This is a genomic window from Paramuribaculum intestinale (assembly GCF_003024925.1).
GTDB lineage: Bacteria > Bacteroidota > Bacteroidia > Bacteroidales > Muribaculaceae > Paramuribaculum > Paramuribaculum intestinale.
In genome coordinates, this window is record NZ_PUED01000024.1 from 1 (window position 1) to 23,222 (window position 23,222).

Annotated in this window: 22 protein-coding genes; 13 read left to right on the plus strand and 9 right to left on the minus strand. The window is 55.5% G+C overall.

Features of this window, described 5'->3' with window-relative positions; translation table 11 throughout:
- Positions 1 to 131: 131 nt before the first annotated feature.
- The 6 genes from C5O24_RS13755 to C5O24_RS03350 all read left to right on the plus strand — a co-directional run bounded on the left by C5O24_RS13755 (position 132) and on the right by C5O24_RS03350 (position 4,671).
- A complete protein-coding gene (locus C5O24_RS13755; RefSeq protein WP_133165447.1) occupies positions 132 to 341 on the plus strand; it encodes a hypothetical protein in 210 nt (69 codons plus the stop codon).
- A complete protein-coding gene (locus tag C5O24_RS03330) occupies positions 328 to 1,125 on the plus strand; it encodes a threonine/serine exporter family protein (protein WP_107681445.1) in 798 nt (265 codons plus the stop codon). Before C5O24_RS13755 ends, C5O24_RS03330 begins: the two co-directional genes overlap by 14 nt.
- A 20-nt stretch (positions 1,126 to 1,145) precedes the next feature.
- The gene (locus tag C5O24_RS03335; protein ID WP_107035265.1) at positions 1,146 to 1,628 is read left to right on the plus strand and encodes a threonine/serine exporter family protein; all 483 of its coding nucleotides are present in this window, start codon (positions 1,146 to 1,148) and stop codon (positions 1,626 to 1,628) included.
- A gap of 74 nt (positions 1,629 to 1,702) precedes the next feature.
- Entirely contained in the window at positions 1,703 to 2,602 is a 900-nt protein-coding gene (locus tag C5O24_RS03340; protein WP_107035266.1) for a LysR family transcriptional regulator, read from the plus strand.
- A 62-nt stretch (positions 2,603 to 2,664) separates the two neighbouring features.
- Positions 2,665 to 4,044: an OmpP1/FadL family transporter gene (locus C5O24_RS03345; protein WP_161553786.1), complete on the plus strand. Its 1,380-nt coding sequence runs from the start codon at positions 2,665 to 2,667 to the stop codon at positions 4,042 to 4,044.
- Between the two features lie 81 nt (positions 4,045 to 4,125).
- The gene (locus tag C5O24_RS03350) at positions 4,126 to 4,671 is read left to right on the plus strand and encodes a hypothetical protein (RefSeq protein ID WP_128702155.1); all 546 of its coding nucleotides are present in this window, start codon (positions 4,126 to 4,128) and stop codon (positions 4,669 to 4,671) included.
- A gap of 131 nt (positions 4,672 to 4,802) precedes the next feature.
- Here the strand turns inward: C5O24_RS03350 and C5O24_RS03355 are convergent, their stop codons facing one another.
- Entirely contained in the window at positions 4,803 to 5,291 is a 489-nt protein-coding gene (locus C5O24_RS03355) for a hypothetical protein (protein WP_107035269.1), read from the minus strand.
- 430 nt (positions 5,292 to 5,721) lie between these two features.
- Positions 5,722 to 6,570, minus strand: a complete 849-nt coding sequence (locus C5O24_RS03360; protein ID WP_107035270.1) for an alpha/beta hydrolase — start codon at positions 6,568 to 6,570, stop codon at positions 5,722 to 5,724.
- Positions 6,571 to 6,699: 129 nt separating this feature from the next.
- Between C5O24_RS03360 and C5O24_RS03365 the strand changes: the two genes are divergently transcribed.
- Positions 6,700 to 7,485 carry a potassium channel family protein gene (locus C5O24_RS03365; protein WP_107035271.1) on the plus strand — a complete coding sequence of 262 codons (786 nt, stop codon included), beginning with the start codon at positions 6,700 to 6,702 and terminating at the stop codon, positions 7,483 to 7,485.
- Here C5O24_RS03365 and C5O24_RS03370 read toward each other — a convergent pair.
- On the minus strand, positions 7,470 to 7,868 hold the full coding sequence (locus tag C5O24_RS03370; protein ID WP_161553787.1) for a TIGR04076 family protein: 399 nt from the start codon (positions 7,866 to 7,868) through the stop codon (positions 7,470 to 7,472). The genes C5O24_RS03365 and C5O24_RS03370 overlap by 16 nt on opposite strands.
- Before the next feature lie 136 nt (positions 7,869 to 8,004).
- On the opposite strand from C5O24_RS03370, the gene C5O24_RS03375 reads away from it, so the two are divergent.
- The 3 genes from C5O24_RS03375 to C5O24_RS03385 all read left to right on the plus strand — a co-directional run bounded on the left by C5O24_RS03375 (position 8,005) and on the right by C5O24_RS03385 (position 12,242).
- Positions 8,005 to 11,223 (plus strand): S41 family peptidase, encoded by a 3,219-nt coding sequence (locus C5O24_RS03375; RefSeq protein WP_237612980.1) that lies wholly within the window; start codon positions 8,005 to 8,007, stop codon positions 11,221 to 11,223.
- 180 nt (positions 11,224 to 11,403) lie between these two features.
- Entirely contained in the window at positions 11,404 to 12,060 is a 657-nt protein-coding gene (locus C5O24_RS03380) for a 3'-5' exonuclease (protein ID WP_107035273.1), read from the plus strand.
- Positions 12,057 to 12,242 (plus strand): hypothetical protein, encoded by a 186-nt coding sequence (locus C5O24_RS03385; RefSeq protein ID WP_107035274.1) that lies wholly within the window; start codon positions 12,057 to 12,059, stop codon positions 12,240 to 12,242. The genes C5O24_RS03380 and C5O24_RS03385 overlap by 4 nt, the downstream gene beginning before the upstream one ends.
- Positions 12,243 to 12,375: 133 nt before the next feature.
- Here C5O24_RS03385 and C5O24_RS03390 read toward each other — a convergent pair whose 3' ends face one another.
- The 3 genes from C5O24_RS03390 to C5O24_RS03400 all read right to left on the minus strand — a co-directional run bounded on the left by C5O24_RS03390 (position 12,376) and on the right by C5O24_RS03400 (position 17,743).
- Positions 12,376 to 14,547 (minus strand): M3 family metallopeptidase, encoded by a 2,172-nt coding sequence (locus C5O24_RS03390; RefSeq protein WP_237612978.1) that lies wholly within the window; start codon positions 14,545 to 14,547, stop codon positions 12,376 to 12,378.
- Between the two features lie 265 nt (positions 14,548 to 14,812).
- Positions 14,813 to 16,267: a DEAD/DEAH box helicase gene (locus C5O24_RS03395; RefSeq protein ID WP_107035275.1), complete on the minus strand. Its 1,455-nt coding sequence runs from the start codon at positions 16,265 to 16,267 to the stop codon at positions 14,813 to 14,815.
- 186 nt (positions 16,268 to 16,453) lie between these two features.
- Positions 16,454 to 17,743 carry a mechanosensitive ion channel family protein gene (locus C5O24_RS03400; RefSeq protein ID WP_161553788.1) on the minus strand — a complete coding sequence of 430 codons (1,290 nt, stop codon included), beginning with the start codon at positions 17,741 to 17,743 and terminating at the stop codon, positions 16,454 to 16,456.
- A 526-nt stretch (positions 17,744 to 18,269) separates the two neighbouring features.
- Between C5O24_RS03400 and C5O24_RS03405 the strand changes: the two genes are divergently transcribed.
- Positions 18,270 to 18,656, plus strand: a complete 387-nt coding sequence (locus C5O24_RS03405; RefSeq protein WP_107035277.1) for a DUF805 domain-containing protein — start codon at positions 18,270 to 18,272, stop codon at positions 18,654 to 18,656.
- Between the two features lie 40 nt (positions 18,657 to 18,696).
- Here the strand turns inward: C5O24_RS03405 and C5O24_RS03410 are convergent, their stop codons facing one another.
- Complete coding sequence (locus C5O24_RS03410) at positions 18,697 to 19,776, minus strand: DUF4831 family protein (protein WP_107035278.1); 1,080 nt, start codon at positions 19,774 to 19,776, stop codon at positions 18,697 to 18,699.
- Positions 19,773 to 21,305, minus strand: a complete 1,533-nt coding sequence (locus C5O24_RS03415; RefSeq protein ID WP_107035279.1) for an NAD(P)H-hydrate dehydratase — start codon at positions 21,303 to 21,305, stop codon at positions 19,773 to 19,775. Before C5O24_RS03415 ends, C5O24_RS03410 begins: the two co-directional genes overlap by 4 nt.
- Before the next feature lie 244 nt (positions 21,306 to 21,549).
- Here C5O24_RS03415 and hpt point away from each other — a divergent pair, with 244 nt between their 5' ends.
- Positions 21,550 to 22,113, plus strand: coding sequence for a hypoxanthine phosphoribosyltransferase (gene hpt, locus C5O24_RS03420; protein WP_107035280.1), 564 nt, complete (start codon positions 21,550 to 21,552; stop codon positions 22,111 to 22,113).
- Between the two features lie 68 nt (positions 22,114 to 22,181).
- Entirely contained in the window at positions 22,182 to 22,781 is a 600-nt protein-coding gene (locus tag C5O24_RS03425; RefSeq protein WP_107035281.1) for an adenylate kinase, read from the plus strand.
- A 178-nt stretch (positions 22,782 to 22,959) separates the two neighbouring features.
- Here C5O24_RS03425 and C5O24_RS03430 read toward each other — a convergent pair.
- Positions 22,960 to 23,222: HU family DNA-binding protein (locus tag C5O24_RS03430; protein ID WP_107681447.1), on the minus strand; the 263-nt coding region annotated here is incomplete at its 5' end.

Here is a 23,222-nt window from a genome sequence, read left to right on the forward strand (position 1 = left end):
GCCGTAGCTACATGACCGAGGAGCAAACAAAAAGACGCTGGAAAGACTCTCAAAAGCAAAGTGATATGAATTTTAGACAATCTCTAAAAGCCGGCAGCCGATGTTATTAATCATATAAAAACTACAATATCATGTATCGACCGTTGATCACATGGGCTGCACTGGCAGCATTACTTATTATCCTCTTTATCGTAAGAACCGCGATAGTCTGCCACCGTCACCGCTGCCACCGCCACAGAAAACACCTGCATATAGTGGAAATCGGTTCTGAACGCGACGAATTCTTCGTGCCAGGCGACCGTCCGACCTACGACAATAGCCGTGACTATGAAGACTGCTGAACAACCGGACCACACCACCACAGACCACCGCACGACCATGGTAAGAGATCTGCTCACCGACTACGCCGGATGGCTGCTCGGCTGCGGAGCCACATGCATCAGGCTTGAGAAAAACCTCAAACGCATAGCCGCCGCCTACGGACAGGATGTGGAGATCACCATATCGCCGCATCATGTCCACATATATATAGTCGACCGAAACGACCGGACAGTATTCACCTCGATCGCCACCGCAAAAGGAGCCACCAGCTTCGACACCATCACCCGGCTGAGCACCCTCAGCTGGCGCATAGCCGACACAGGAATCGACATCCGACGCGCGCGACGCATGTTTGACATCATCGTCAACGACCGCCCGCGCCACACATGGGTCGTCCCACCGCTCGTAGCGCTTGCCAACGCATCGTTCTGCCGACTCTTCGGAGGCGACATCCAGGCGATGGCTGTAGTATTCATGGCCACCCTTGCCGGCTACAACCTCAAAATGTGGCTCACATCAATGCGCGCCGACCTCAGGCTGACTTTCCTCCTATGCTCCTTCGCATCGGCAGTGATCGGAGCGAGCAGCTATCTTTTCAATCTGGGCGATACGCCACAGATCGCCATCGGCACCAGCATACTCTATCTCGTACCCGGCGTACCGTTCTTGAATTCGTTCAGCGACATGCTCCACCGGTTCTACATCTGCTCGTTCGGACGACTCATGGACGCCACAGTGCTCACCGCCTGCCTGTCGATAGGCCTGTGCGCCGGAATGATAGTGATGGGAGTAGGCATGTTTTAAGCAACACATACACGACAATCATGGATATCGATATACTGTCCGACGCGTTTTTCGCCGCGCTTGCAGCCATAGGATTCTCCTCCATAAGCCGGCTGCCGCTACGCGCCTATCCCTACTGCGCGGCCATCGCCGCACTCGGCCACTCGCTACGCTACCTGCTCATGATGCGCCCAGTGCCCGGATTTCACATCTTCTGGGCAAGCCTCGTGGCGTCGTTCCTTATCGGACTCATAGCCGTGATGATCTCCTCAAGAACCCGCACTCCCGCCGAAGCCTATTTCTTCCCGGCGCTGCTGCCCATGATTCCGGGCATGTATGCCTATCGGGCGTTCGGCGCACTGGCCGTATGCGTGCTCAACGACAACCCCGACACGTTCGGCTACTACTTCTATCAGGCCGCAAGCAACGGATTCGTATGCATGGCTGTGCTTATAGCCATGGTCACCGGAGCCACACTCCCGATATTCATATTCAAAAAAATATCGTTTCAGGCCACAAGATAGACTCTTTTTTGTTACTTTTGAAAAGAACCGACAATAAGCGTTCATCACCAACAGCCACACACACCTGCCACATAATGGAATTACGACAGATCAGATACTTCGTCAGACTGGCCGAATGCCTCAGCTTCTCTGAGGCCGCACGCTCGCTCTGCATCACACAAAGCACCCTCTCGCAACAGATCAAACAGCTCGAAAACGAATTCGACACACTGCTGTTCGAACGCACAAGCCACAGCGTAGCCCTCACCGAAGCGGGCCGCGAGCTCTTGCCTGTCGCACGCAAAGCAATCTCCGCGGCCGACGACTGCCGATCACGCATCGACGATCTCTCCGACATGAAATGCGGCACACTCAACATCGGAGTCACCTACTCCTTCAGCCCGATACTTACCGAAAGCATCGTCACATTCATGAAAATGTATCCCAGCATAAAACTCAACGTGCTCTACAAACCGATGTCGGAGCTGATGGAAGCCCTGCGACGACGCGAAGTGGATTTCGCACTCGCCTTCCGACCGCTGCAGCCCGCAGAGGGAGTGGAATCACACATCCTTTTCCAGAGCTATCTGGCAGCCATAGTGCGGCCCACCCATTCGCTGGCCTCGCACTCACGCCTGTCGCTCCACGACCTGCAGCCCTACGACCTCGCGCTCCCCGCCAGAGGACTCCAGGCACGCAACGCATTCGACAGCGTGGCATCATACTTCACCGGCATGAGAGTGAGGATCGAACTCAACGAAGTCAACATACTCCTACGACTTATCGGACAGACCGACCTTGTCACCATACTGGCCGAAGCCACCATACACAACATTGCCGGAGTAAAAGCGATCCCCCTCGACATCCCCGACAACACCATGACCGGATGCGTACACCTGCTGACCGACTCATACCGCAAACGATCCATGCAGGAATTTCTGCGCATACTCTCCGACTCCGTCGCCGTCAGAGAACGCCAAAATGCATGGCTCTGATGCTGGTGTCGGCAAAAATGAGTAACTTTGCGGCCATTATTCATAAAAAAACACAGAACAGAATGATTAAACGGACCGCAACCGCACTGGCTGCCCTGCTGTGCATCGGCATGACAGCTAAAGCCGAAGGCTATCAGATCAACACACTCAGCGCACGGCAGCTTGGCATGGGACATACCGGCACGGCACTGCACCTCGGCGCGGAAAGCATGATATTCAACCCGGCCGGAATGGGCTTCGCCAACACCACATTTGACTTTACAGGCAGCATCACAGGCATCAAGGCCGACGCTACCACAATACACGACGGACAGAAATACCACACCGACAACGGCATCTCGACACCCATAGCACTCAACGCATCATTCCGCATCTACGACAACCTTCAGGCCGGAGTAGCCTTCTATACACCCTACGGAAGCTCCATCGACTGGGGTCGCGACTGGCCCGGCGCCGTGCTCAACAGTTCGGTTGATCTCCGCATGTTCACCATACAGCCCACCCTGGCATGGCGCATCACACCACGCCTGTCGGTAGGCGCCGGACTCATGATGACATGGGGCAACGTCGACCTCCACAAAGCGCTCGTCAGCGCATCGACATTCGACCATATTCTCGGAGCCGGACTCTCCAACATGCTCGGACTCCCCGCCGACTACCGCTTCGGCAACACATCGCCCGCATCGGTCGGACTCAAAGGCACGTCGCAGATGGCATTCGGAGCAAACATCGGCGTGATGTACGACATCAACGACCGGTGGACTCTCGGAGCTTCGTTCCGCACACGCATGACCATGACCGTCAAAAAAGGCGACGCCACTGTAAGCTATGCCAACGAAGTGGCCGAAAAAGTGCTTGAGGACCGGCTCAACATGATCAACGCCGCCAACTTCAAGGCATCAATGCCCGCACCCTACGTGCTCGGAATGGGAGTAAGCTTCCGTCCCACCGACCGCCTCACACTCGCGCTCGACGCACAGCTCACAGGATGGAACACCTACAAAAGCCTCGACATAGAGTTTCTCAACGACATCGCAAGCGCCTACAACCAGCATATCGTCAAGAACTACCACAACTCGTGGGCATTCAAGGCCGGAGCACAGTATGCGCTCACACACCGGTTTGACATCCGTGCCGGACTGATGGTCGACACCGATCCCGTCGACATCAACCACTACAACCCCGAGACACCCGGCATGACCAAAATTGAGCCTACTGTCGGATTCTCCTTCCGACCCATCGAACATCTCTCAATCGACCTCGCATTCATGTATATCGCCGGACTGGGCAAAGACGGAGCCTCATGTACATATCCCGATCTGCTGGCCGCATCGGTCGGACAGATGTTCCCACAACTGCAGCTTCCCGCCCAAAAGACATTCAAGGCCGACTACCGAGTGCACGCATTCGCCCCCTCGATAGGCATCTCCTATAAATTCTGAGCCCCTCGTTTTATATCCGCCGAACTTTTTTCAATGGCCATTGGTTTATATCGTGTAACCAAACTTAACTTCTTATAGATTATGAGAAAATTGATTCTCTCTGTGGCTGTTGCGACCGTAGCGCTTATGGTAGCATGTACCGGCAAACAGCAGGCCGACAAGGAAGACGGCGGTATCATGGCCAAAATCGAGAACTGCACCAACACCGACTCCCTGAAAGCCTACGTGGATCAGGCCAAGGCCTATGCGCAGACACTCGTCAGCGAGGGCAAGATCGAGCAGGCCAAGGAATTCTTGGCCAAGATCGAACCCGTTGTCAAGCAGAAAGCACCCGCACTCGCCACTATGCTCACCTCGGCAGAGTCTGCGCTCGACAAGGTTGAATCAGCAGTAGGCGAAACCGCCGACAGCACCAAGCAGGCTGTGACCGACTCCGTAGGCAACAAGATCGACGCTGCCAAGCAGACCATCAGCAACAAGGCATCAGCGACAGTCGACAAAGCCACCGACGCCGTTGAAAACGCCGCCGGAAAGGCCTCCGACGCAGTAGGCAAAGCAGCCGACAAGACTGCCGACGCAGTCAACAAAGCCACCGATGCAGTCAAGGACAAACTCAAAGCCGACTGACCCAAGCCACCAAGGGAATCATACCCCCGACCATAAATAAAAGCACTGTGTCACATATCGTTTGTGACACAGTGCTTTTGTTTTCATCATGCTGACAAGGAGCATCACCCCGACATCAATAACACACCGGATCACCTGTCATCATAGTGGTGATCGTCATAGAGCTGATGATCATCGTAGCAGTGATCGTCATAATCGTAATGATGATCATCATAAAGCTGACATATACCGCTGTATGTATCGTCATCTTCGCTGCAATATGTATCATCATCCCGGCTATCCTCTATCTGATTGATCCGATGCTGAAGTATTTCGATCTCCTCCTGAATCATGTCGTAGCGATCCGACATCACATCGCAGTCATAAAGACTTTTCTCAAGCTCGTCGATGCGGCATTGAAGCTCGTCCACGTCACAATCGTCATATCCCGATGCCGCACGGCTGTCATCGATCACCTTCTGATACTCGGCTATACGGCGTTTCGATTCCATGATCTGATGCTCAAGCTCGGCGATCCGCGCATGATACGACGTATCGCGTATCCCACTGCCATATTCGCTTCCCGGCTGCGCCGACACGCAGTCCGACCTTCCCGAAAACCACTTGCGCATCATCGACATAGCGGCAAAACCGCCTATCAAATTCCATAACGACATACTATCCCTTTCTTGTTATAACAGAGAATATCCATTTTATCAGCCACATCACTCCGACCACTGATGCCGAAATCACCAGAAGAGCCGTCCAGAATCCCGGGCATACTAATGATACGATAACCAGTATCAATATCACCCATAAAACTATGCCGATCACGACGTCAGTTTATATCCGCACCATCTTTGAGAGCTTGACCGAGCCAGCCGAACACACATAAAATCGCAATAATGAATGCCATATCCTTAAATTTTTTGGAGCACGCTTTCATCCCGCATATTCTATTTCTGTGCCATCAGTCCGCATGCTCGGGTTTCGGGGAAAGCCACCATGGCTTTCAACGGCAAAATTAGCAGTCAGCTGGGCAAGAACGCCGCACCGGCATGTTAAACATCTTTATCGACGCAGTACCCGACCGAAAAAATCGAGCTGAGGATATATGGCTCGCTTCCAATACTGCCCGTTGTGCTGACCCGGCGAAGTCAGATAAATGTGAGGAATGCGCCGGGCATTGAGCGCGCTGTCAAGGCTGCAGTTGACCTTATAGAAGAAATCCTCCGTACCGCAGTCAAATATGATGTTTATCTGACCGGGCTTTAGCGAATCGACGAGATTTATCACCGTGTGGCGGTCCCACCGCTCCCTGTTCTCCGACTGCTTGCCAAGCAACCCATGCATACCCCAGCTCTTTGGGAAAGGCCTGATATCCACCCCGCCCGAACTGGCTCCCGCATGAGCGAACACATCGCTGTGGCGTATGGCGAGCCACAAAGCTCCGTGACCTCCCATACTGAAACCCGTGATGGCACGGCTCTGAGCCTGAGGTATGGTGCGGTACATCGAATCGATGGCCGGCACAAGCTCCTTAATGAAAAAACTCTCCATCTGCATACCGGGCTTCACAGGGCTATCCCAGTACCAGCTGTTGAAGCCCGACGGACACACCACCACAGCCCCGTAGCGCGTGGCTATGCTGTCAACCGGCACCAGCCGCGGCCAGTTGCGATAGTCGCCGCCATGACCGTTGAGCAGATAAATCACCGGATAACGTGTCGTATCGCTGCCGTAGCCCTCGGGCACAGCCACAGTCACCTTCATCGGACGGTCGATATACGACCCGCTCACGGTGATCGTGTCGACCAAGGCCGGAGTCTTGTAACCCTGACGGGAAGGTGCCATTGACGTAAGCGCAGCCACAGTACCCAACGCAAGCACAGCTAATGATGATTTAAGAAGTCCTTTCATAGGAGTCAAACAGTTTGGAAGAGTTACTTATGCAAAAGTATAAAACTTTTCGCGATCAGCCGATGTTAAGAATGAAAAACGTTCCTACTGATTTTGTGAGAGTCAGATAATTTTAAGAATCAATCACCTATGGCCGACAACATAAACCCACCCGCCACCCCACCTGCCACGGCCGCCAGCCTGAAGCGTCTGCACAGGATCGCCAGAGAGAAAAGCATCATCACCGGTCTGTTCAACACACTTGTGCTTCTGCTCTCGGTGATGCTTATCGTGTGGATTTCTCTCGACACCTTCAACAATGTCGACTTCCTCAACAGCCGCCCCTACATGACATTTCAGCTGTGGGTATGCGTGTTCTTCATCATCGACTTTTTTGTCGAACTCGCATTTGCCCCCGACCGGTGGCGCTACATAGCCCACCGCATCGTGTTCCTGCTACTGTCGATCCCCTACCTCAACATCATCGGACTGCTCGACATACAGATGTCCGACACCGCACTCTACTTCGTCAGGTTCATACCGCTTGCGCGCGGCGCACTCGCCATGTCGATCGTCATAGGCTACCTGTCGTCCAACGCCATATCGAGCCTGTTTCTATCCTACATCGTGATAATGGTGATGGTCACCTACTTCTGCTCACTCATCTTCTTTCAGGAAGAATACGGCATCAACCCACAGGTCGACACCTACTGGACTGCCCTCTGGTGGGCGGCCATGAACATGACAACTGTCGGATGTGATGTGTCGCCTGTCACAGTCGCCGGAAAAATCGTCGATGTAGTGCTCCCTGTCGTAGGAATGGTCATATTCCCCCTGTTTACAGTCTATCTGACCGACTACGTGACACGTCAGGTAAGAAAAGGCCACAGCCGCGACGACAGCGAGGCCTCATCCGGCGGTCAGACACGGTCATAATCCACCCTGAATATCACAGCGCGTGTAGGATCGCCACACGACAACAGCCTCGGGCCACCATCGGCTGTAGCGGCGCATCCGGCCGCCTCTGCAAGCCGTGGCGCTATAGCCGCCCATGCCCTGCCACACATGCCACGGGGAGGAATACCCGCCTCTACCGGACCGTCGATCAGCCACGACTGACCCTGATTGAGCAGCGGACACGGCCCCGCCTCGGGATCGTCAAGATAACGGGCCTGCAGATCCTCGACCCACATGCGCCTCACCACAGTCAGACGGCATCGGCGTCCGCAGTTGCCGGTCATCGCTGCCGCAGACGCCGGCGCGGTAGCCGCCATGGCCGCCACCGCAGCAAGAGCTTTGCAGAAGTTTCTTCGATTCATACTGCAAAAATAGTCAAATCCTGCCGGAAAATCGCTACATTTGCGTGACAATATAACCCCACCCCGGCCTGACCGCCACCATAAGCAGGCCGGGAAGCATTCACCATAATAAACCGACATTATGAGAATTATCGCTATGGCAGCCTTGATGGCCGTTTCAGGCTACGGACTGCAAGCCATGGATCAGCCCGACGGAGCGCGTCTGCTGAGATTTCCGTCCACCAACGGCAAGGAAGTGGTGTTCACCTACGCCGGAGATCTCTACACCGCTCCGCTCGCCGGAGGAGAAGCCCACAGGCTGACATCCCACGAAGGATACGAAATGTTCCCCCGTTTCTCCCCCGACGGACGCCACATCGCCTTCACCGGCCACTACGACGGCAACACCGAAGTGTATCTGATGCCGTCGGACGGAGGCACCCCTAAACGGCTGACATACACGGCCACCAACGCGCGCGATGACATCGGCGACCGTATGGGACCCAACAACATCGTCATGACATGGAGTCCCGACGGACAAAGCATCGTCTACCGCAACCGCATCTCCGACGGCTTCGACGGACGGCTCTGGACCATCTCGCCCCAAGGAGGCATGTCAAAGCAGATTCCCCTCCCCGAAGGAGGATTCTGCAGCTTCTCGCCCGACGGCCGCAAGATGGCCTACAACCGGGTGATGAGAGAGTTCCGCAACTGGAAATATTACCGCGGAGGCATGGCCGACGACATCTGGATCTATGACCCCGAGGCCGCCACGGTCAAGAACATCACCGACAATGTGGCCCAGGACATAATACCGATGTGGATCGGCGACGAGATATTCTTCATATCCGACCGCGACATGACCATGAACTTCTTCGTCTACAACACACTGACCGGCACTACAGAGAAAGTCACCGACTTCACCGACTACGATGTGAAATTCCCGTCGACCGACGGCCATATCATCGTGTTTGAAAAGGGCGGATACCTCTACAAGCTCGATCCGGCCACGCGCTCCACATCGAAAATAGATATACGGCTCAAACCGGAGGCCAACTTCGCGCGCACCGCACGCAAACCGGCCGGTTCGCTGATCAGAGCCGTCTCCACCTCGCCCGACGGCAGGCGCATGGCCGTCACCGCACGCGGAGAAGTGTTCGACATCCCAGTCAAAGAGGGAGTCACACGGTGCATCACCCTCACACCCGGAGCCAATGAGCGCAACGCCACATGGAGTCCCGACGGACGCAGCATAGCCTATATTTCCGACCGCACAGGCGAAACCGAGATATGGCTACAGCCTGCCGAAGGAGGCGAACCGCGTCAGCTCACCAAGGACAACGACACATACATCAGAAATCTACAGTGGAGTCCCGACTCGCGCCACATACTCTACACCGACCGCAAAAACCGCATCGTGGAGGTAGATCCCGCCGGCGGATCGAAACGCACCGTCCGACAGAATCCCGAAGGAGAGTTCTTCGACGTGGCATACTCGCCCGACAGCCGCTGGATCACCTACACACGCTCCGGCGCCAACAACATGAGCGTTGTCTACGTGATGAATCTCGCTTCAGGCGAGGAAATAGCCGTCACCGACAAATGGTACGACTCCTCGTCACCTGTGTTCAGCTCCGACGGACGCTACCTCATTTTCAGCTCTGCCCGCGACTTCAACCCCATCTACAGCCGCACCGAATGGAACCATGCCTACGGCAACATGGACTGTCTCTACATAGCCCTTCTCGAAGCATCCACCCCTTCGCCGCTTCTCCCCTCCGACCCGGCTGTAGCCACCGCTGAACAACCCGAAAAGGCAACCGGATCCAAGACCGAAGCCTCCAACGCTCCGACAGTACGCATCGACCCCGACGGCATCTCCGGACGCATTGTCCGCCTACCGCTGCCCACATCATGGTATGCCAACATCTACAGCGACGGCCACCGCGTCTGGTACTACAGCGGCGGATCCACCAAAGTGTTTGATCTCGCCACACAAAAAGAGGAGACCGTGGCCGAACGTGCATCGATGGAGGTTAGCCCCGACGGCAAGACAGCAACCTTCGTCAGAGGCAACGACATCTTCGTCACACCACTGACTGCAGCGAAAGCATCGCTCGACAAAGCCGTCGACACATCCGACATGATCGCCGTCATCGACTATCCGCAGGAATGGGCACAGATCTTCGACGAGACATGGCGCGCGTTCCGCGACGGCTTTTATCTCGAAAACATGCACGGAGTCGACTGGAACGCCATAAGGCAGAAATATGCCGTGCTTCTGCCCCACGTCAAGACACGCCTCGATCTCAACTACGTGATCGGAGCCATGATATCGGAACTGGCCTGCGGACACGCCTACGTCAATCCCGGCGACACGCCACGCCCCGAGAACATACCTATGGGACTCCTCGGAGCAGAAATCTCGCGCGACAAGAGCGGCTACTACCGCATTGACCGCATACTTCCCGGCGCGCCCTACAGCGAAAACCTCCGGTCGCCACTCGCGCTGCCAGGACTCGACGTGAAGGAGGGATACTACATCACTGCCATCGACGGAGTTGACCTCGCCGGATGCCCCAACATCTACAGCCGCCTGATCGGCAAAGCCGGAAAACTCACCGAGCTCAAGATCAACTCACGCCCTACAGCCCGGGATGCACGCAAGATCGTCGTACGTCCGATTGACAACGAATATCCCCTCTACCACTACGACTGGGTACAGAACAACATCCGCAAAGTCAGCGAGGCCACCGACGGACGCGTAGGCTACATCTATATCCCCGACATGGGACCCGAAGGCCTTAACGAGTTCGCACGCTACTACTATCCGCAACTCGACAAGGAAGCACTCATCATCGACGACCGAGCCAACGGCGGAGGCAACATATCGCCTATGGTCATCGAGCGCCTGATGCGTAAACCCTACCGACTGACAATGAGCCGCACATCATCCAAAGTCGGCACTATTCCCGAAGGAACACACGTAGGCCCCAAAGTGCTCCTCATCAACAAATACTCGGCATCCGACGGCGACCTGTTCCCCTGGAGCTTCAAAGCCAATAAACTCGGCACCGTCATCGGCACCCGCACATGGGGAGGAATCGTAGGCATCAGCGGCAGCCTTCCCTACATGGACGGCACCGACGTCAGAGTGCCGTTCTTCACCAACTTCGACGCTGCCACAGGACGCTGGATCGTGGAGAACCACGGAGTGGATCCCGACATACTCGTCGACAACGACCCCATCCGCGAACAGGCCGGTGAGGATCAGCAGCTCAACCGCGCCATCGAAGAAGCGCTGCGGCAGCTCAAAGACCGCAAACCGCTCCCCGAGGTGCCCGCACCGCGCACATTCCGCGACCTCGGACTCTGATCCGCAACAGGATAGCCTCAACACCGACAGGGCCATGTGTCAGCAATCAGATGCCATGACACATGGCTCTCTCTATTTTCTGGCTCACTGACATTGCGCCGAAACACGCCCCCCTGCCACCACCATCCACTGTTTTTTTGGCCGCGTTGCCGGCTTTTTTTCGTAACTTTGCCGAGTCTTATGAAAACCACCAACACTACAGTCACCATAACCAAAGAGCAACTGGCACCGATGCCGCTTGTCGAATACTCATCGCCCATCACGGTGATCGACACTCCCCAGGCCGAAGCCGAAGCGCTGACACGAATCCGGCGCCACCCAGTTGTGGGCTTCGACACCGAAACCAGACCGTCGTTCCGCAAAGGCCATCCCAACAAAGTGGCGCTCATGCAGGTGTCCACCGACGAAGAGTCGTTTCTCTTCCGCCTCAACCGACTCGGATTCTCTCAGCCGATGAAAGAATTTGTGGAAGACGCCGACACGCTAAAGGTAGGCCTATCGCTCAAGGACGATTTCCACGTCATGCACCGCAACTCCGACTTCGAGCCACGCGGATTCATCGACCTGCAGAAGATCGTCACACAATGGCGCATATCCGACACCAGCCTGCAGAAAATCTACGGCATACTCTTCGGCCGGCGCATATCCAAAGGACAACGGCTCAGCAACTGGGAAGCTTCCGAACTGACACCCGCCCAGCAACGATATGCCGCTATCGACGCATGGGCATGCCTCGTCATCTACCGACATCTCACGCAAGGGCTCTTCGACCCCGAAGCATCACCCTACCGCACCGAAATCACACCGCAGCAACCGTCACAGACACCACAGCAATGAAACGCTCCACGCTCATACCCATCCTACTGCTCATATATCTTGCCGTGATGGCCTATATAGGCCGGCAGGAGCTGGCCGACGGCCACTATCTCTTCTACTTCGGAGTCATCGGCCTCACCCTCGCCTGCATTATAGGACTGCACTTCACACTGCGCCACCGCGAACGCAACCGCCGCAAGTAAGACCCGGCAGCAAGCATCCACCCGGCCACCGGCCTCACCGACACCCGCCCGGGCCGATACCGACAAAAAATGACAGGGCGCCGCAGCCTAAATAGTTGCAGCGCCCCGCTTATTTGTCAGTCGCAACGACGGCTTACTTGCCGCCGGGCATGTTTATATCGGTCTTTTCAGGCTCATCGTCCTTGAGCAGTCCGCGGTTGCGCAGCAGCGCCTCCACGCGTGGCTCACGGCCGCGGAACTTCTTGTAAAGCTCCATCGGATCCTCAGTGCCTCCCGCCTCAAGGACATACTTCTTGAAAGCGGCCGCAGTGGCAGGATCAAAGATACCCTTCTGCTTGAACAGCTCGAAGCCGTCGGCATCAAGCACCTCGGCCCACAGATAAGTGTAATAGCCCGAAGCATAGCCGTCACTTCCGAATATATGACGGAAATAAGGGCTTCTGTAGCGGAACTGCACCTCGGCAGGCATGCCCAGACGCTCTGCCACCGACTTCTCGAAAGCGCTCACGTCGACATTTTCGGCATCGGCGCCGGTCAGCTTGCCCCACTGCAGATCAAGCAGCGCGGCACCCACCAGTTCGGTGGTCATGAAGCCCTGATTGTGCTTGGCAGCAGCCTGAAGCTTCGCCACAAGCGAATCGGGTATCACCTCGCCGGTCTTGTAGTGGCGGGCATAAGTGCGAAGCATCTCAGGCTCAAGAGCCCAGTGCTCATGGATCTGCGAGGGAAGCTCCACGAAGTCGCGGTCGACATTCGTGCCGGCCTGACTGCGAAGCTTGGCGCGGGTCAGCATACCGTGCAGACCATGGCCGAATTCATGGAACATAGTGGCCACCTCGTCGAGGGTCAGCAGCGAAGGAGTATCGCCGGCCGGCTTCGAGAAATTGCCAACATTGTAGACGATCGGACGCTGCGACTTGCCGTCGGGATCGACAAACGCACCCTGAAACTCGCTCATCCACGCACCCTGGCGCTTCGAAGCACGGGGGAAATAGTCGGTCATGAACACCGCCACATGCTGCCCCTTGAGATCCTTCACCTCATACACCTTCACTTCGTCGTAATACTTCGGAGCATTGGGCAGTTCGGTGAATGTCACTCCATAGAGTCTTTCAGCCATAGAGAATATACCCTTTCTGACGTTTTCGAGAGCGAAATAGCTGCGCACCTCGTCCTCGTCGAGAGCATACTTGTCGCGACGCACCTTTTCGGCATAGTAATAGTAATCCCACGGAGCGATCTTGAAGTCATTGCCCTCCTTGTCGGAGAGAGCCTGCATTTCAGCCACCTCCTCATGCACCCGCTCTACCGCCGGCTCCCATATCTTCATGAGCAGACCCTCGGCATTGGCCGGATTCTTGGCCATCACATTGGCCGTCATATACGACGCATAGTCGGGATAACCGAGCAGACGCGCCTTCTCCGCACGCAGCTTAACGATCTGCTGTATGACCGGACGGTTGTCAAACTCGCCTGACGACGCAAGATTGATGTATCCCTCATACATACGGCGGCGGAGATCACGGTTGTCGGCATACTGGAGCAGCGGCAGACGGCTCGGAGCCTGAAGCGTGAACACCCACTTGCCGTCAAGTCCGCGCGACTTGGCCTCCTCGGCGGCCACAGCCACATTGCTTGCCGGTATTCCGGCGAGCATCGCCTCATCGTCGACCACGATCGAGAAAGCGTTCGTAGCGTTCAACAAGTTCTTGTTATACTGCAGATAAAGCTCCGTCAGCTGCGAATTGATCTTCTTGAGCTTCATCTGATCCACCATGTTGAGCTTGGCGCCCGACCTGACGAAATCCCTGTAAAGTTCCTCCACGGCTCTCTTCTGCTGCGGGTTCAGACCCTCTTCGTCGCGGGTTTCATACACGTGTTCCACACGTCCGAAAAGCAGCGAGTTCATCATCAGCTCGTCGCTGCTTTGCGACACGAGCGGATAAGCCACCTCGCTTATGGCCACCATCTCGGGCGACGAATTGGTCTCGTCAAGACTCGAGAATACCATCATCACACGGTTGAGCAGCTCGCCCGACTTCTCGAGCGCAAGCACCGTATTGGCAAATGTCGGCTCGTGAGCCTGGCCGGTGATCTTCTCCACCTCCTGCTCGCGGCGGGCTATGCCCTCCTTGATAGCGGGCAGATAGTCGTCGTAGGTGATCTTCTCAAACGGCGGAATGTTGAATTGCGTGCCATAAGGCACGAGAAATGGATTCTTGCGTTGCTGTGACATCGCTTCTGGTGTGAGTGCCACCGCGGCAGTCATAAGAGCCGCAGTGAGCGTTAGATAGTGTTTTCTCATATTAATGACTGGTAGAAAATCCAACAATATATTGTCTTGCTGATGATTTCAGAGAGTGTTTGAATTTCACTTCTATTCACTCAAAGAGGATTTTCGGAGAGATTTGCGTCAGTTGAGGATGGAGCGATGCGGGCATCGTGACCGATGAAACCTGACACAAATCGCCCGAAAAGACCTTTGAGAGGATAGAAAGAAGTCCATATATATTTCTTCGTGTTAAATTCAAAACTCTCTAAGAGCTGTCCGCGGGAGTTGATGGCACTTCTTACTGCCATGACTCACCTCCGTGCCCTGACTCACCTCCGACGCCCTTGCTGTCGCCACCCTTGCGGCGGCCATGCCACTTGCGGCGGCCGTTGTTGCGACGGACTCCGCGGTTAGCGCCACCCGCTTCAGCCCCACCGCCCTGCGACGGCCTATCGACGGCTGTCATCGCGGCGTCTTTGGCATTCCTGGCGTCCCCTGAACTCTTACGGCCACCTTTGGGCGCACCGTTCCTGCGCGAATTTCCGCCACCGTTGCGTCCCTTCTGACTCTTCGGCTGCTGCCTTAAGCCTGAGCGACGTTCCGGCCTGTACTGAGGCGCCTCGCCAATACGCTCGGGAAGATCCTCTTTCTTCACCTCATAGCCGAGGAAGCGCTCTATGCCGCCGAACTTCACCTGATCACGCTCTCCGACAAACGTCACCGCCGTACCGTCGCTGTTGGCGCGCGCCGTGCGTCCGATACGGTGTATGTAATCCTCCGGCTCGTATGGCACATCATAGTTGACCACCATCGCGATGTCGTCTATATCTATGCCGCGCGCCACTATATCCGTTGCCACGAGCACGTCGATATTGCCAGCCCGGAAGTCGAGCATCACATTCTCGCGCACCGTCTGGTCAAGATCCGAGTGCATCTCGCCTATACGTATTCGGGCCTTCGACAGCGCGCGCGCCAGCTCCTTGACCTTTAGCTTCGACGCGGCAAACACTATGACACGCTGCGAATGACGCTCACGGAGCAGATGCTTCAGTATCTCCGTCTTCTGCGCCTCATAGCACACGAAAGCCGACTGACTTATCTTGTCGGTAGGCCTCGACACAGCGATCTTCACCTCCACAGGATCGTTGAGTATCGTCGCCGCCAGCTGCTGTATCTTCGGAGGCATCGTCGCCGAGAACATCAGCGTCTGACGCTCCTTGGGAAGCTGCCTTACGATCTGCATTATATCGTCGTAGAAACCCATGTCGAGCATACGGTCGGCCTCGTCGAGGATAAAGAACGACACCTTCGACAGATCCACATAACCCATGCTCAGATGAGCGAGCAGACGCCCCGGAGTGGCTATCACCATATCGGCGCCCATCTTGAGACCGCGCTCCTGACGGGCAAACTCCTTGCCGTCAGTGCCGCCGTATATGGCCACACTCGATATCGGCAGGAAATAAGAGAAACCCTCCATCTGGCGGTCGATCTGCTGCGCAAGCTCACGCGTGGGAGCCATCACTATGCAGTTGACGGCATCGGAAGGATAATCGCCCTCCGACAGACGGCTGATCACCGGCAGCAGATAAGCCGCCGTCTTGCCTGTGCCGGTCTGCGCCACAGCCAGCAGATCGCGCCCTTCGAGCGCTATAGGTATTGCCTGCTCCTGTATTGGGGTGCACTCGCTGAAATTCATGTCATAGAGCGCGTCGAGCACTTCATCACTGAGGTCAAGCTCTTCAAAAGTCATTGTGGGTATAGATTGTTACTGCGTTTTTTCGATTCACCCACAAAGTTACGAATTTTTTACCGCACTCTCCCCTTGGCGCCGCCCAAAATTACCGCCCATTATGCTTCCCCGCCCCAATAAGCCTCATCCGATACGCTCCGATCCATCCGACAACTCCGATCTCACTCAAAAATATCCGCCAGGTGGTCAGGAACGTGAGTCAGCAGGAAGCATCTCCACCGTTTCCGTATCCATGCCCGAGGCATAGTTGAACAGACGCAGGTCAAAGTCGCCGCACACAGCCGCTATATGCTCGAATATCTCGCTCTGCACAGCCTCGTAGGCGGTCCATGCCGTAGTGGTGAAACACCATATCTGCAGCGGAATCCCCGTAGTGGTCGGAGCAAGCAGCCTGACAAGAATCTGCTGGTCGGTCACGATCAGCGGATGATCGAGCAGATATTGGCACATATACGCGCGAAACAGACCGAGATTTGTCTCAATCGTGCCGTTGACCACGGCTGTGCCCGGATCATAATCTACCTTGCCGGCACTCTTCGCGCGGTCTATGAACGTCTTCATCTTGGGATATTTGGCCGAAACGCGCTGAAGCAGATCGTCGTCACACCGCTTCACAGTGTAAGCCTCGAAATTGACCGAACGGCATATCTGCCGGGCACCCGACTGCGACATGCCGCGCCAGTTCTGAAACGAAGTCGACACCAGCGTATACGGCGGAAGAGTCACTATGGTATTGTCCCAGTTTCTCACCTTCACAGCCGTCAGCGACACATCCGTCACTATGCCGTTGGCAATTGTCGACGGCACCACGATCCAGTCGCCCACATGGAGCATATCGTTGTTCGACAGCTGTATGCCGGCCACAAAACCGAGTATCGTGTCCTTGAACACAAGCATGAGCGCAGCGGCAAACGCGCCAAGCCCCGCCAGAAAAGCTCCGGGAGTCTTGCCCAGAAGCAGCGACCCTATGATGACGGCCACGATTATCCACACTATCCCCTTGCCGACATTCAACACGCCCTTCAGCGGAAGATTGTTGGTATTCTCCTTCTCGTCAAAGCGCGTCCACACAAATGTCAGCACCGCACACACCGCCATAGCCACCACCACCACGGTATAGACATACAGCGCCAGACGGAACAGACGGAGCATCGGCGAACTCGTGTCGAAAGCAAACGGCAGAAGAGCCAGCACCACAAGCGGAGGTATCACGTGGCTGCACTTCGTCAGCAGATGCTGTTCCAGCATGAGCCGTCCGGCCGCACTGTCGCGGAGCCTTACGAATCGCTTGGCCACAAACAGTATGCAGCGCCTGACGATCCAGCCCGCCAGCAACGCCACAGCCACTATCACAGCCACATACACCCACTCCTCGACACCCTTTGCCCTGTCGAGTCCAAGGTGATCAAGCAAACGGTCGATATGAGTCAGAAGCCATTGCGCGGCCTGATGGGTGGGAATGATGTCAGCCAACATAGTAAAGCAAACTTGATAATATTGTTGAAACTTACACATTACCAACACTCCGGCTACCACAAAAGTTCCGACGCCCGACGCTAAGACCGACTTACACAAAATCTAACCAGCCACACACTAAGTAACTCGCAAAAATTAGCTGCGAGTGATTTTTGAGATTTGTTCGAGTGGTTTTTGCTTGAAGACGAGGGCGTGTAGCGAGCTACACAACTGAGGATGAAAGTAAAAAACGCCGGACAAAATCAAAAAGTGCCGCAGCAAACCATGGGTTACTGACGAGTTTCATAATATCAACTAATTTTTAAGAGTTACTTACCATCACATCAAAAACATACCGCAAATAGTCAAAAGACTTGATTTACCCCTTCGATTTACAGCTTGTTTAACCTTCTATAGAATTTAAGGACGAGTTTTCACTAAAATTTTGTAATTTTGCAGCGCGTCGAGGATATGACAGGATTTCACATCCACTCATATCCTGATCCGATCTAATTTTATTTAGCTATAAACCAAACGTTTTTCAATTATGGCAGAATTCAATCAGGCCGCACCGCTCGGCTTTGTAGACGCGGTCAAACGTGTAATCAACAAGTATGCTGAATTCAAAGGACGCGCATCGCGCGCCGAATTCTGGTGGTGGATGCTCGGATGCGCCGCCGTATCGGTAGTGCTCAGCATCCTCGCCGCAATCACCGGATTCAAGCTCTTCCAGATGATCTCCGGACTCTTCTCGCTCGCAGTGCTCGTGCCCACACTGGCCGTTAGCTGGCGCCGTCTCCACGACACAGGCCGTGCCGGAGGATGGTGGTTCATCAACTTCATCCCCGCAGTAGGCCTCATCATCTTCATCGTTTTCTGCGCCGCACCGTCAGAGCCGCAGCCCAACCGCTTCGGCGAAGTTCCCGCCAACTGATCTGAACGGCGGCCTTGACCGCCCGGCAACGGATCGGCTCCTATCGTGTGCCGATCTCACGTATAGCTCCCGTCTGCGCGTCAAACACCACGTAGGCGGGAGCCTTTTTGTCGGTAAACATGTCAGGATCGATACCGAACACTATGCCATACTGGGCTATGCCGGCGTCAACGTCGGCCATCACCTCACCCTCCACCTCTATCTGAAGCGAAGCCGATCCGGGCACACGATAGGCAAGCCCCCCCTTCGGGAAACGCTTCTCCTCACCCTTGTCGTTGACCGGTATCTTGCCTCTGGACGTCACATTGACCGAAAGCACCACAGGCACACCCGACAGATCGTCGGCATCGACCGGGCCGTCGGTCAGCGACACACGTCCCACAGTCACCCTGTTGCTGTCATCCACGCCGTCGGGCACATACGTATAGGTGCGAACGGCCGTCGACACCTGTCGCGTGCCCGTAAACATAGCCGTCAACGCATCCTCCTGTTGCTGCAGACCGGCCAGCACAAGCTTCAGTCCCTCGCCGTCGGTAGGCGCCTGATCGGCATTGCCCGACATTATGTCGCTTCGGCTCTGCCGCAGCTCATAGATACGCGCTGCCGCAAGTTCGGCACGCTTGGCGGTGGAAGTGCTCCGAAGCATATCCTCCGTCATGGCCTGACGCGCCGCAGCTGTCTCCAATATCGTCGGACGAGCGGCCACTGCCTCCGGAAGTTGCGGCGAAGGCTGAACCTCATAGTCCTCGTCGTTGACCGTCAGCGGAAAATTATGCTCGTCAAGGATCATGAACGGCGTACTCCCGTTTTTGAACTGCACAAGATATGCCTCCTTCTCGTCGGCCACACCACGGGTGGTGACCGTCACGCTTTTCACCGTCCACACTGTCGACGGCTCCGTGATCGGCTTTATACCCAGATACTTGCTGCAGTATTTATAAAATTCTCCGGGAGTGCTCACCGTTTTCTCGGCCTCTACAGTCACATCCACCGCCGTCAGCGGCAGATTGTAGACCAGTCCGTACTCGTTGAGCTTGCTCGCAGTGAATTTCTGTGTCGTCTGAGCGCCGGCCGTCATTGCCGCCGCAGCCAGCAGAAGCGCGGTAAGTTGGTGTTTCATATCTCGTTTTTGGGTTTCATTATCGATTGGATTGCTTTGCCTATATTGGCGGCGATATCGCCTGCGGTGACACCATAGACGCCATGCTCCTCTTCGGCCATCTCACCGGCCAGACCATGGATATACGCTCCCATCAGCGCACTCACCTCGGGTTTGTAGCCCTGCGCCATCAGACCGGTGATCAGACCGGTCAGCACATCGCCGCTACCCCCTTTGGCCATCGCGGGAGTGCCCGTAGGATTGAAATACACTTTGCTGTCGGGGCGCACGAGAGCCGTATAATGTCCCTTGAGCAATATCAGCACCTGATAGGTATGAGCCACCTCCATCGCCTTCATCAGACGCACGGAGTCGCTCGGCTGATCGCCGAAAATGCGGTCGAACTCGCCGACATGAGGCGTAAGCACCGAGAGCACAGGCAGATCCTGCAGCAGATACGGACGCGCGGCCAGACAGTTGAGGGCGTCGGCATCGATCACCACCGGCCGCTTATGCACCTTCAGAAAAGTGTCAAGCGCGCTGAAAGTCATCTCGTTTGTGCCCAGTCCGGGGCCAAGGCCTATCGCCGAATAGTCATGGCGGGGATTTATACCGCTCACCACCAGCTTGTGCTCGTCAGGCTCAAACATAGCCTCAGGCACCGCCGACTGCATTATCTCGTAGCAACACAGCGGACTGTGAGCAGTCACCTTCCCCACGCCCGAACGCAAAGCGCCACGCGCGCTCAGCACAGCAGCTCCGGCCATGCCGTAGCTTCCGGTCACCAGAAGAGCCGAACCAAGATCGGCCTTGGACACGAACGGACTGCGAGGCTTGAGCAGATGACGCACCTCAGCCTCTTCTACTATATGAAAACTGCTCGGAGTCGACTTGATGATATCCTTGTTGAGGCCTATCTTCACCACACGCCACTCCCCTACCAGATCGGCATTATCCCTGAGGAAAAACGATATGCGGGGAAACTCCACCGTCAGAGTCAGATCGGCATGGACTATATTGCGGTTGATGGCATCGGGATTGAGATCGCCCGTCATGCCCGACGGTATGTCGATGCTCACCACCGTGGCCGACGACTCGTTGATATACCTCACCAGCACCTGGAAACCACCCTGAAGACCCTCGCGCAGACCCGTTCCGAACAGACCGTCTATCACTATCGTGTCGGCCGTCAGTTCCGGAAGCTTCAGCTGATCCTTGATCTCTATGAAATTGACCTGACCGCCCGACGAAAGCATCTCGTCGCGGAACGTCCGGCAGTCGAGCGACAGCATCTGGCCGCCGATATTGAGCAGATACACCGTCGGACGGTAGCCCTGACCCATCATTATGGTGGCTATCGCCAGAGCGTCGGCACCATTATTGCCCGGACCGGCAAAAAAGACGAACGGACGCGTCGGACGCCATCTCGCCATGATCTCGTCAGCCATGCCGCGAGCCGCACGTTTTATCAGTTCGCGCGACGGGATGCCGTCTACCTCCATGGTGCGCCGGTCGATCGCTCTTACATCTTCGGTGGTGAATATCTTCATAGATTATGCTGTTCGATAGAGTCCTATGGTAATACAAATGCTTTCCTACCGCAAAATTACTACATTTACCCGTTGTTCTCACCAAATTAACGAATATTTTATACGCCACGCCGGCACACCACGCCGGCACATGCTGCCTTCCGCCGCTTTTTTAACAGATACTTAACAGACCACACTGGCATCGGGAAATGGTATTTTTATTAATTTTGCACCCACATGTAAGAAACAACAACGACTTCCTAAAATGTCAGAAAACAAAAGAGTAAGCTACAACGGCTTGACTTTTAAGCCATTTATCGAGGCTTCGGCAATCGCACAGCGTGTCGATGATATCGCTGCTACAATGTCATCGGACTACAACGGACTCCGGCCGCTCGTGATCTGCGTGCTCAACGGAGCCGCCGTTTTTGCTGTCGACATGTTCCGCCGGCTCTCGATCGACGCCGAAATCACATTCATCCGACTCAAAAGCTACGAAGGCACATCATCCACCGGAGTAGTAAAACAGGTTGTAGGCCTGAGCGAAGACATAGCCGGACGCGACATCATCGTCGTGGAGGACATCATCGACACCGGCACCACCATCAGCCGACTCATCGATGACCTCAAGGCCATGAATCCCGCTTCGGTCAAGGTAGCGACACTCCTCTATAAGCCTGAAGCATGCCGCCACGACATCAATCCGGAATACGTAGGATTCACCATACCCAACAAATTCATCATCGGATACGGACTCGACATCGACGGACTCGCGCGCAATCTCCCCGACATCTGGGTAGTCGACCCGCAGAGCTGCCCCGACGCATAACCGTCCACAGCGGCGACCTACCCACATCCGCGACATAACAACCCAATAAACCACCATACACCAATCAAATGTTCAACATCGTAGTATTCGGCGCACCCGGCAGCGGCAAAGGGACGCAAAGCGCAAAACTCATCGAACGTTACGGCATACACCATATCTCCACCGGCGAAGTGCTCCGCAGCCATATCGCCGAAGGAACCCAGCTCGGCAAAACCGCCAAAGAATACATCGACAAAGGCCAGCTCATACCCGACGAGCTGATGATCAGCATACTCGCCGACATCATCGAAAACCACCCGGAAGCCGCCAACGGAGTAATATTCGACGGATTCCCACGCACCATACCGCAGGCCGAAGCACTCAACGAACTGCTGGAGAAGCGCGGAGCGCAGCTCGACGCCGTTGTCGGACTCGAAGTGGCCGACAACGAACTGATCGACCGCATGATCAAACGCGGACAGCAGACCGGACGAGCCGACGACAACCCGCAGACCATATCCAACCGTCTGAAAGTATATCACTCGCAGACACAGCCCCTGCGCGACTACTACATGAAACGCGGCAAATACCACGCCATAGCAGGAAGCGGATCGGTCGACGACATTTTCGACGCCATCACCGCAGAGCTCGACGACCTTCATCTCGCATCACGCCGCCAGGGACTCTGAACCGTTCTCACGCCGGCGTCTGATCCGCACAGATCCACACCCCGGCGTCAGCAACTGCAAAGCACAAAAAAAAGCGCTGTGTCATCATATCGATCGACACAGCGTTTTTTTTCTGATCGGCTTGAAACATGCCGGCAGGCGCAGGCCACCGACATACCTCCCGCTACCTCAGCCGAAATTACTTCGACAGGCTGAGATCAGCACCGGCCTTGAACTTCACGGCCTTGCGTGCGGGAATCTCGATCTTCTCCTTTGTGCGGGGGTTGATGCCGGTACGGGCAGGCTTTTCAGCCACGCTGAAAGTGCCGAAACCGATGAGAGCCACCTTGTCTTCCTTCAGAAGAGCCTCGCTGATTGTGTTGAGAGTAGCGTCGAGAGCAGCCTTTGCCTGTGCTTTCGACAGATTTGCCTTCTCGGCAACTGCATTGATTAGCTCAGTCT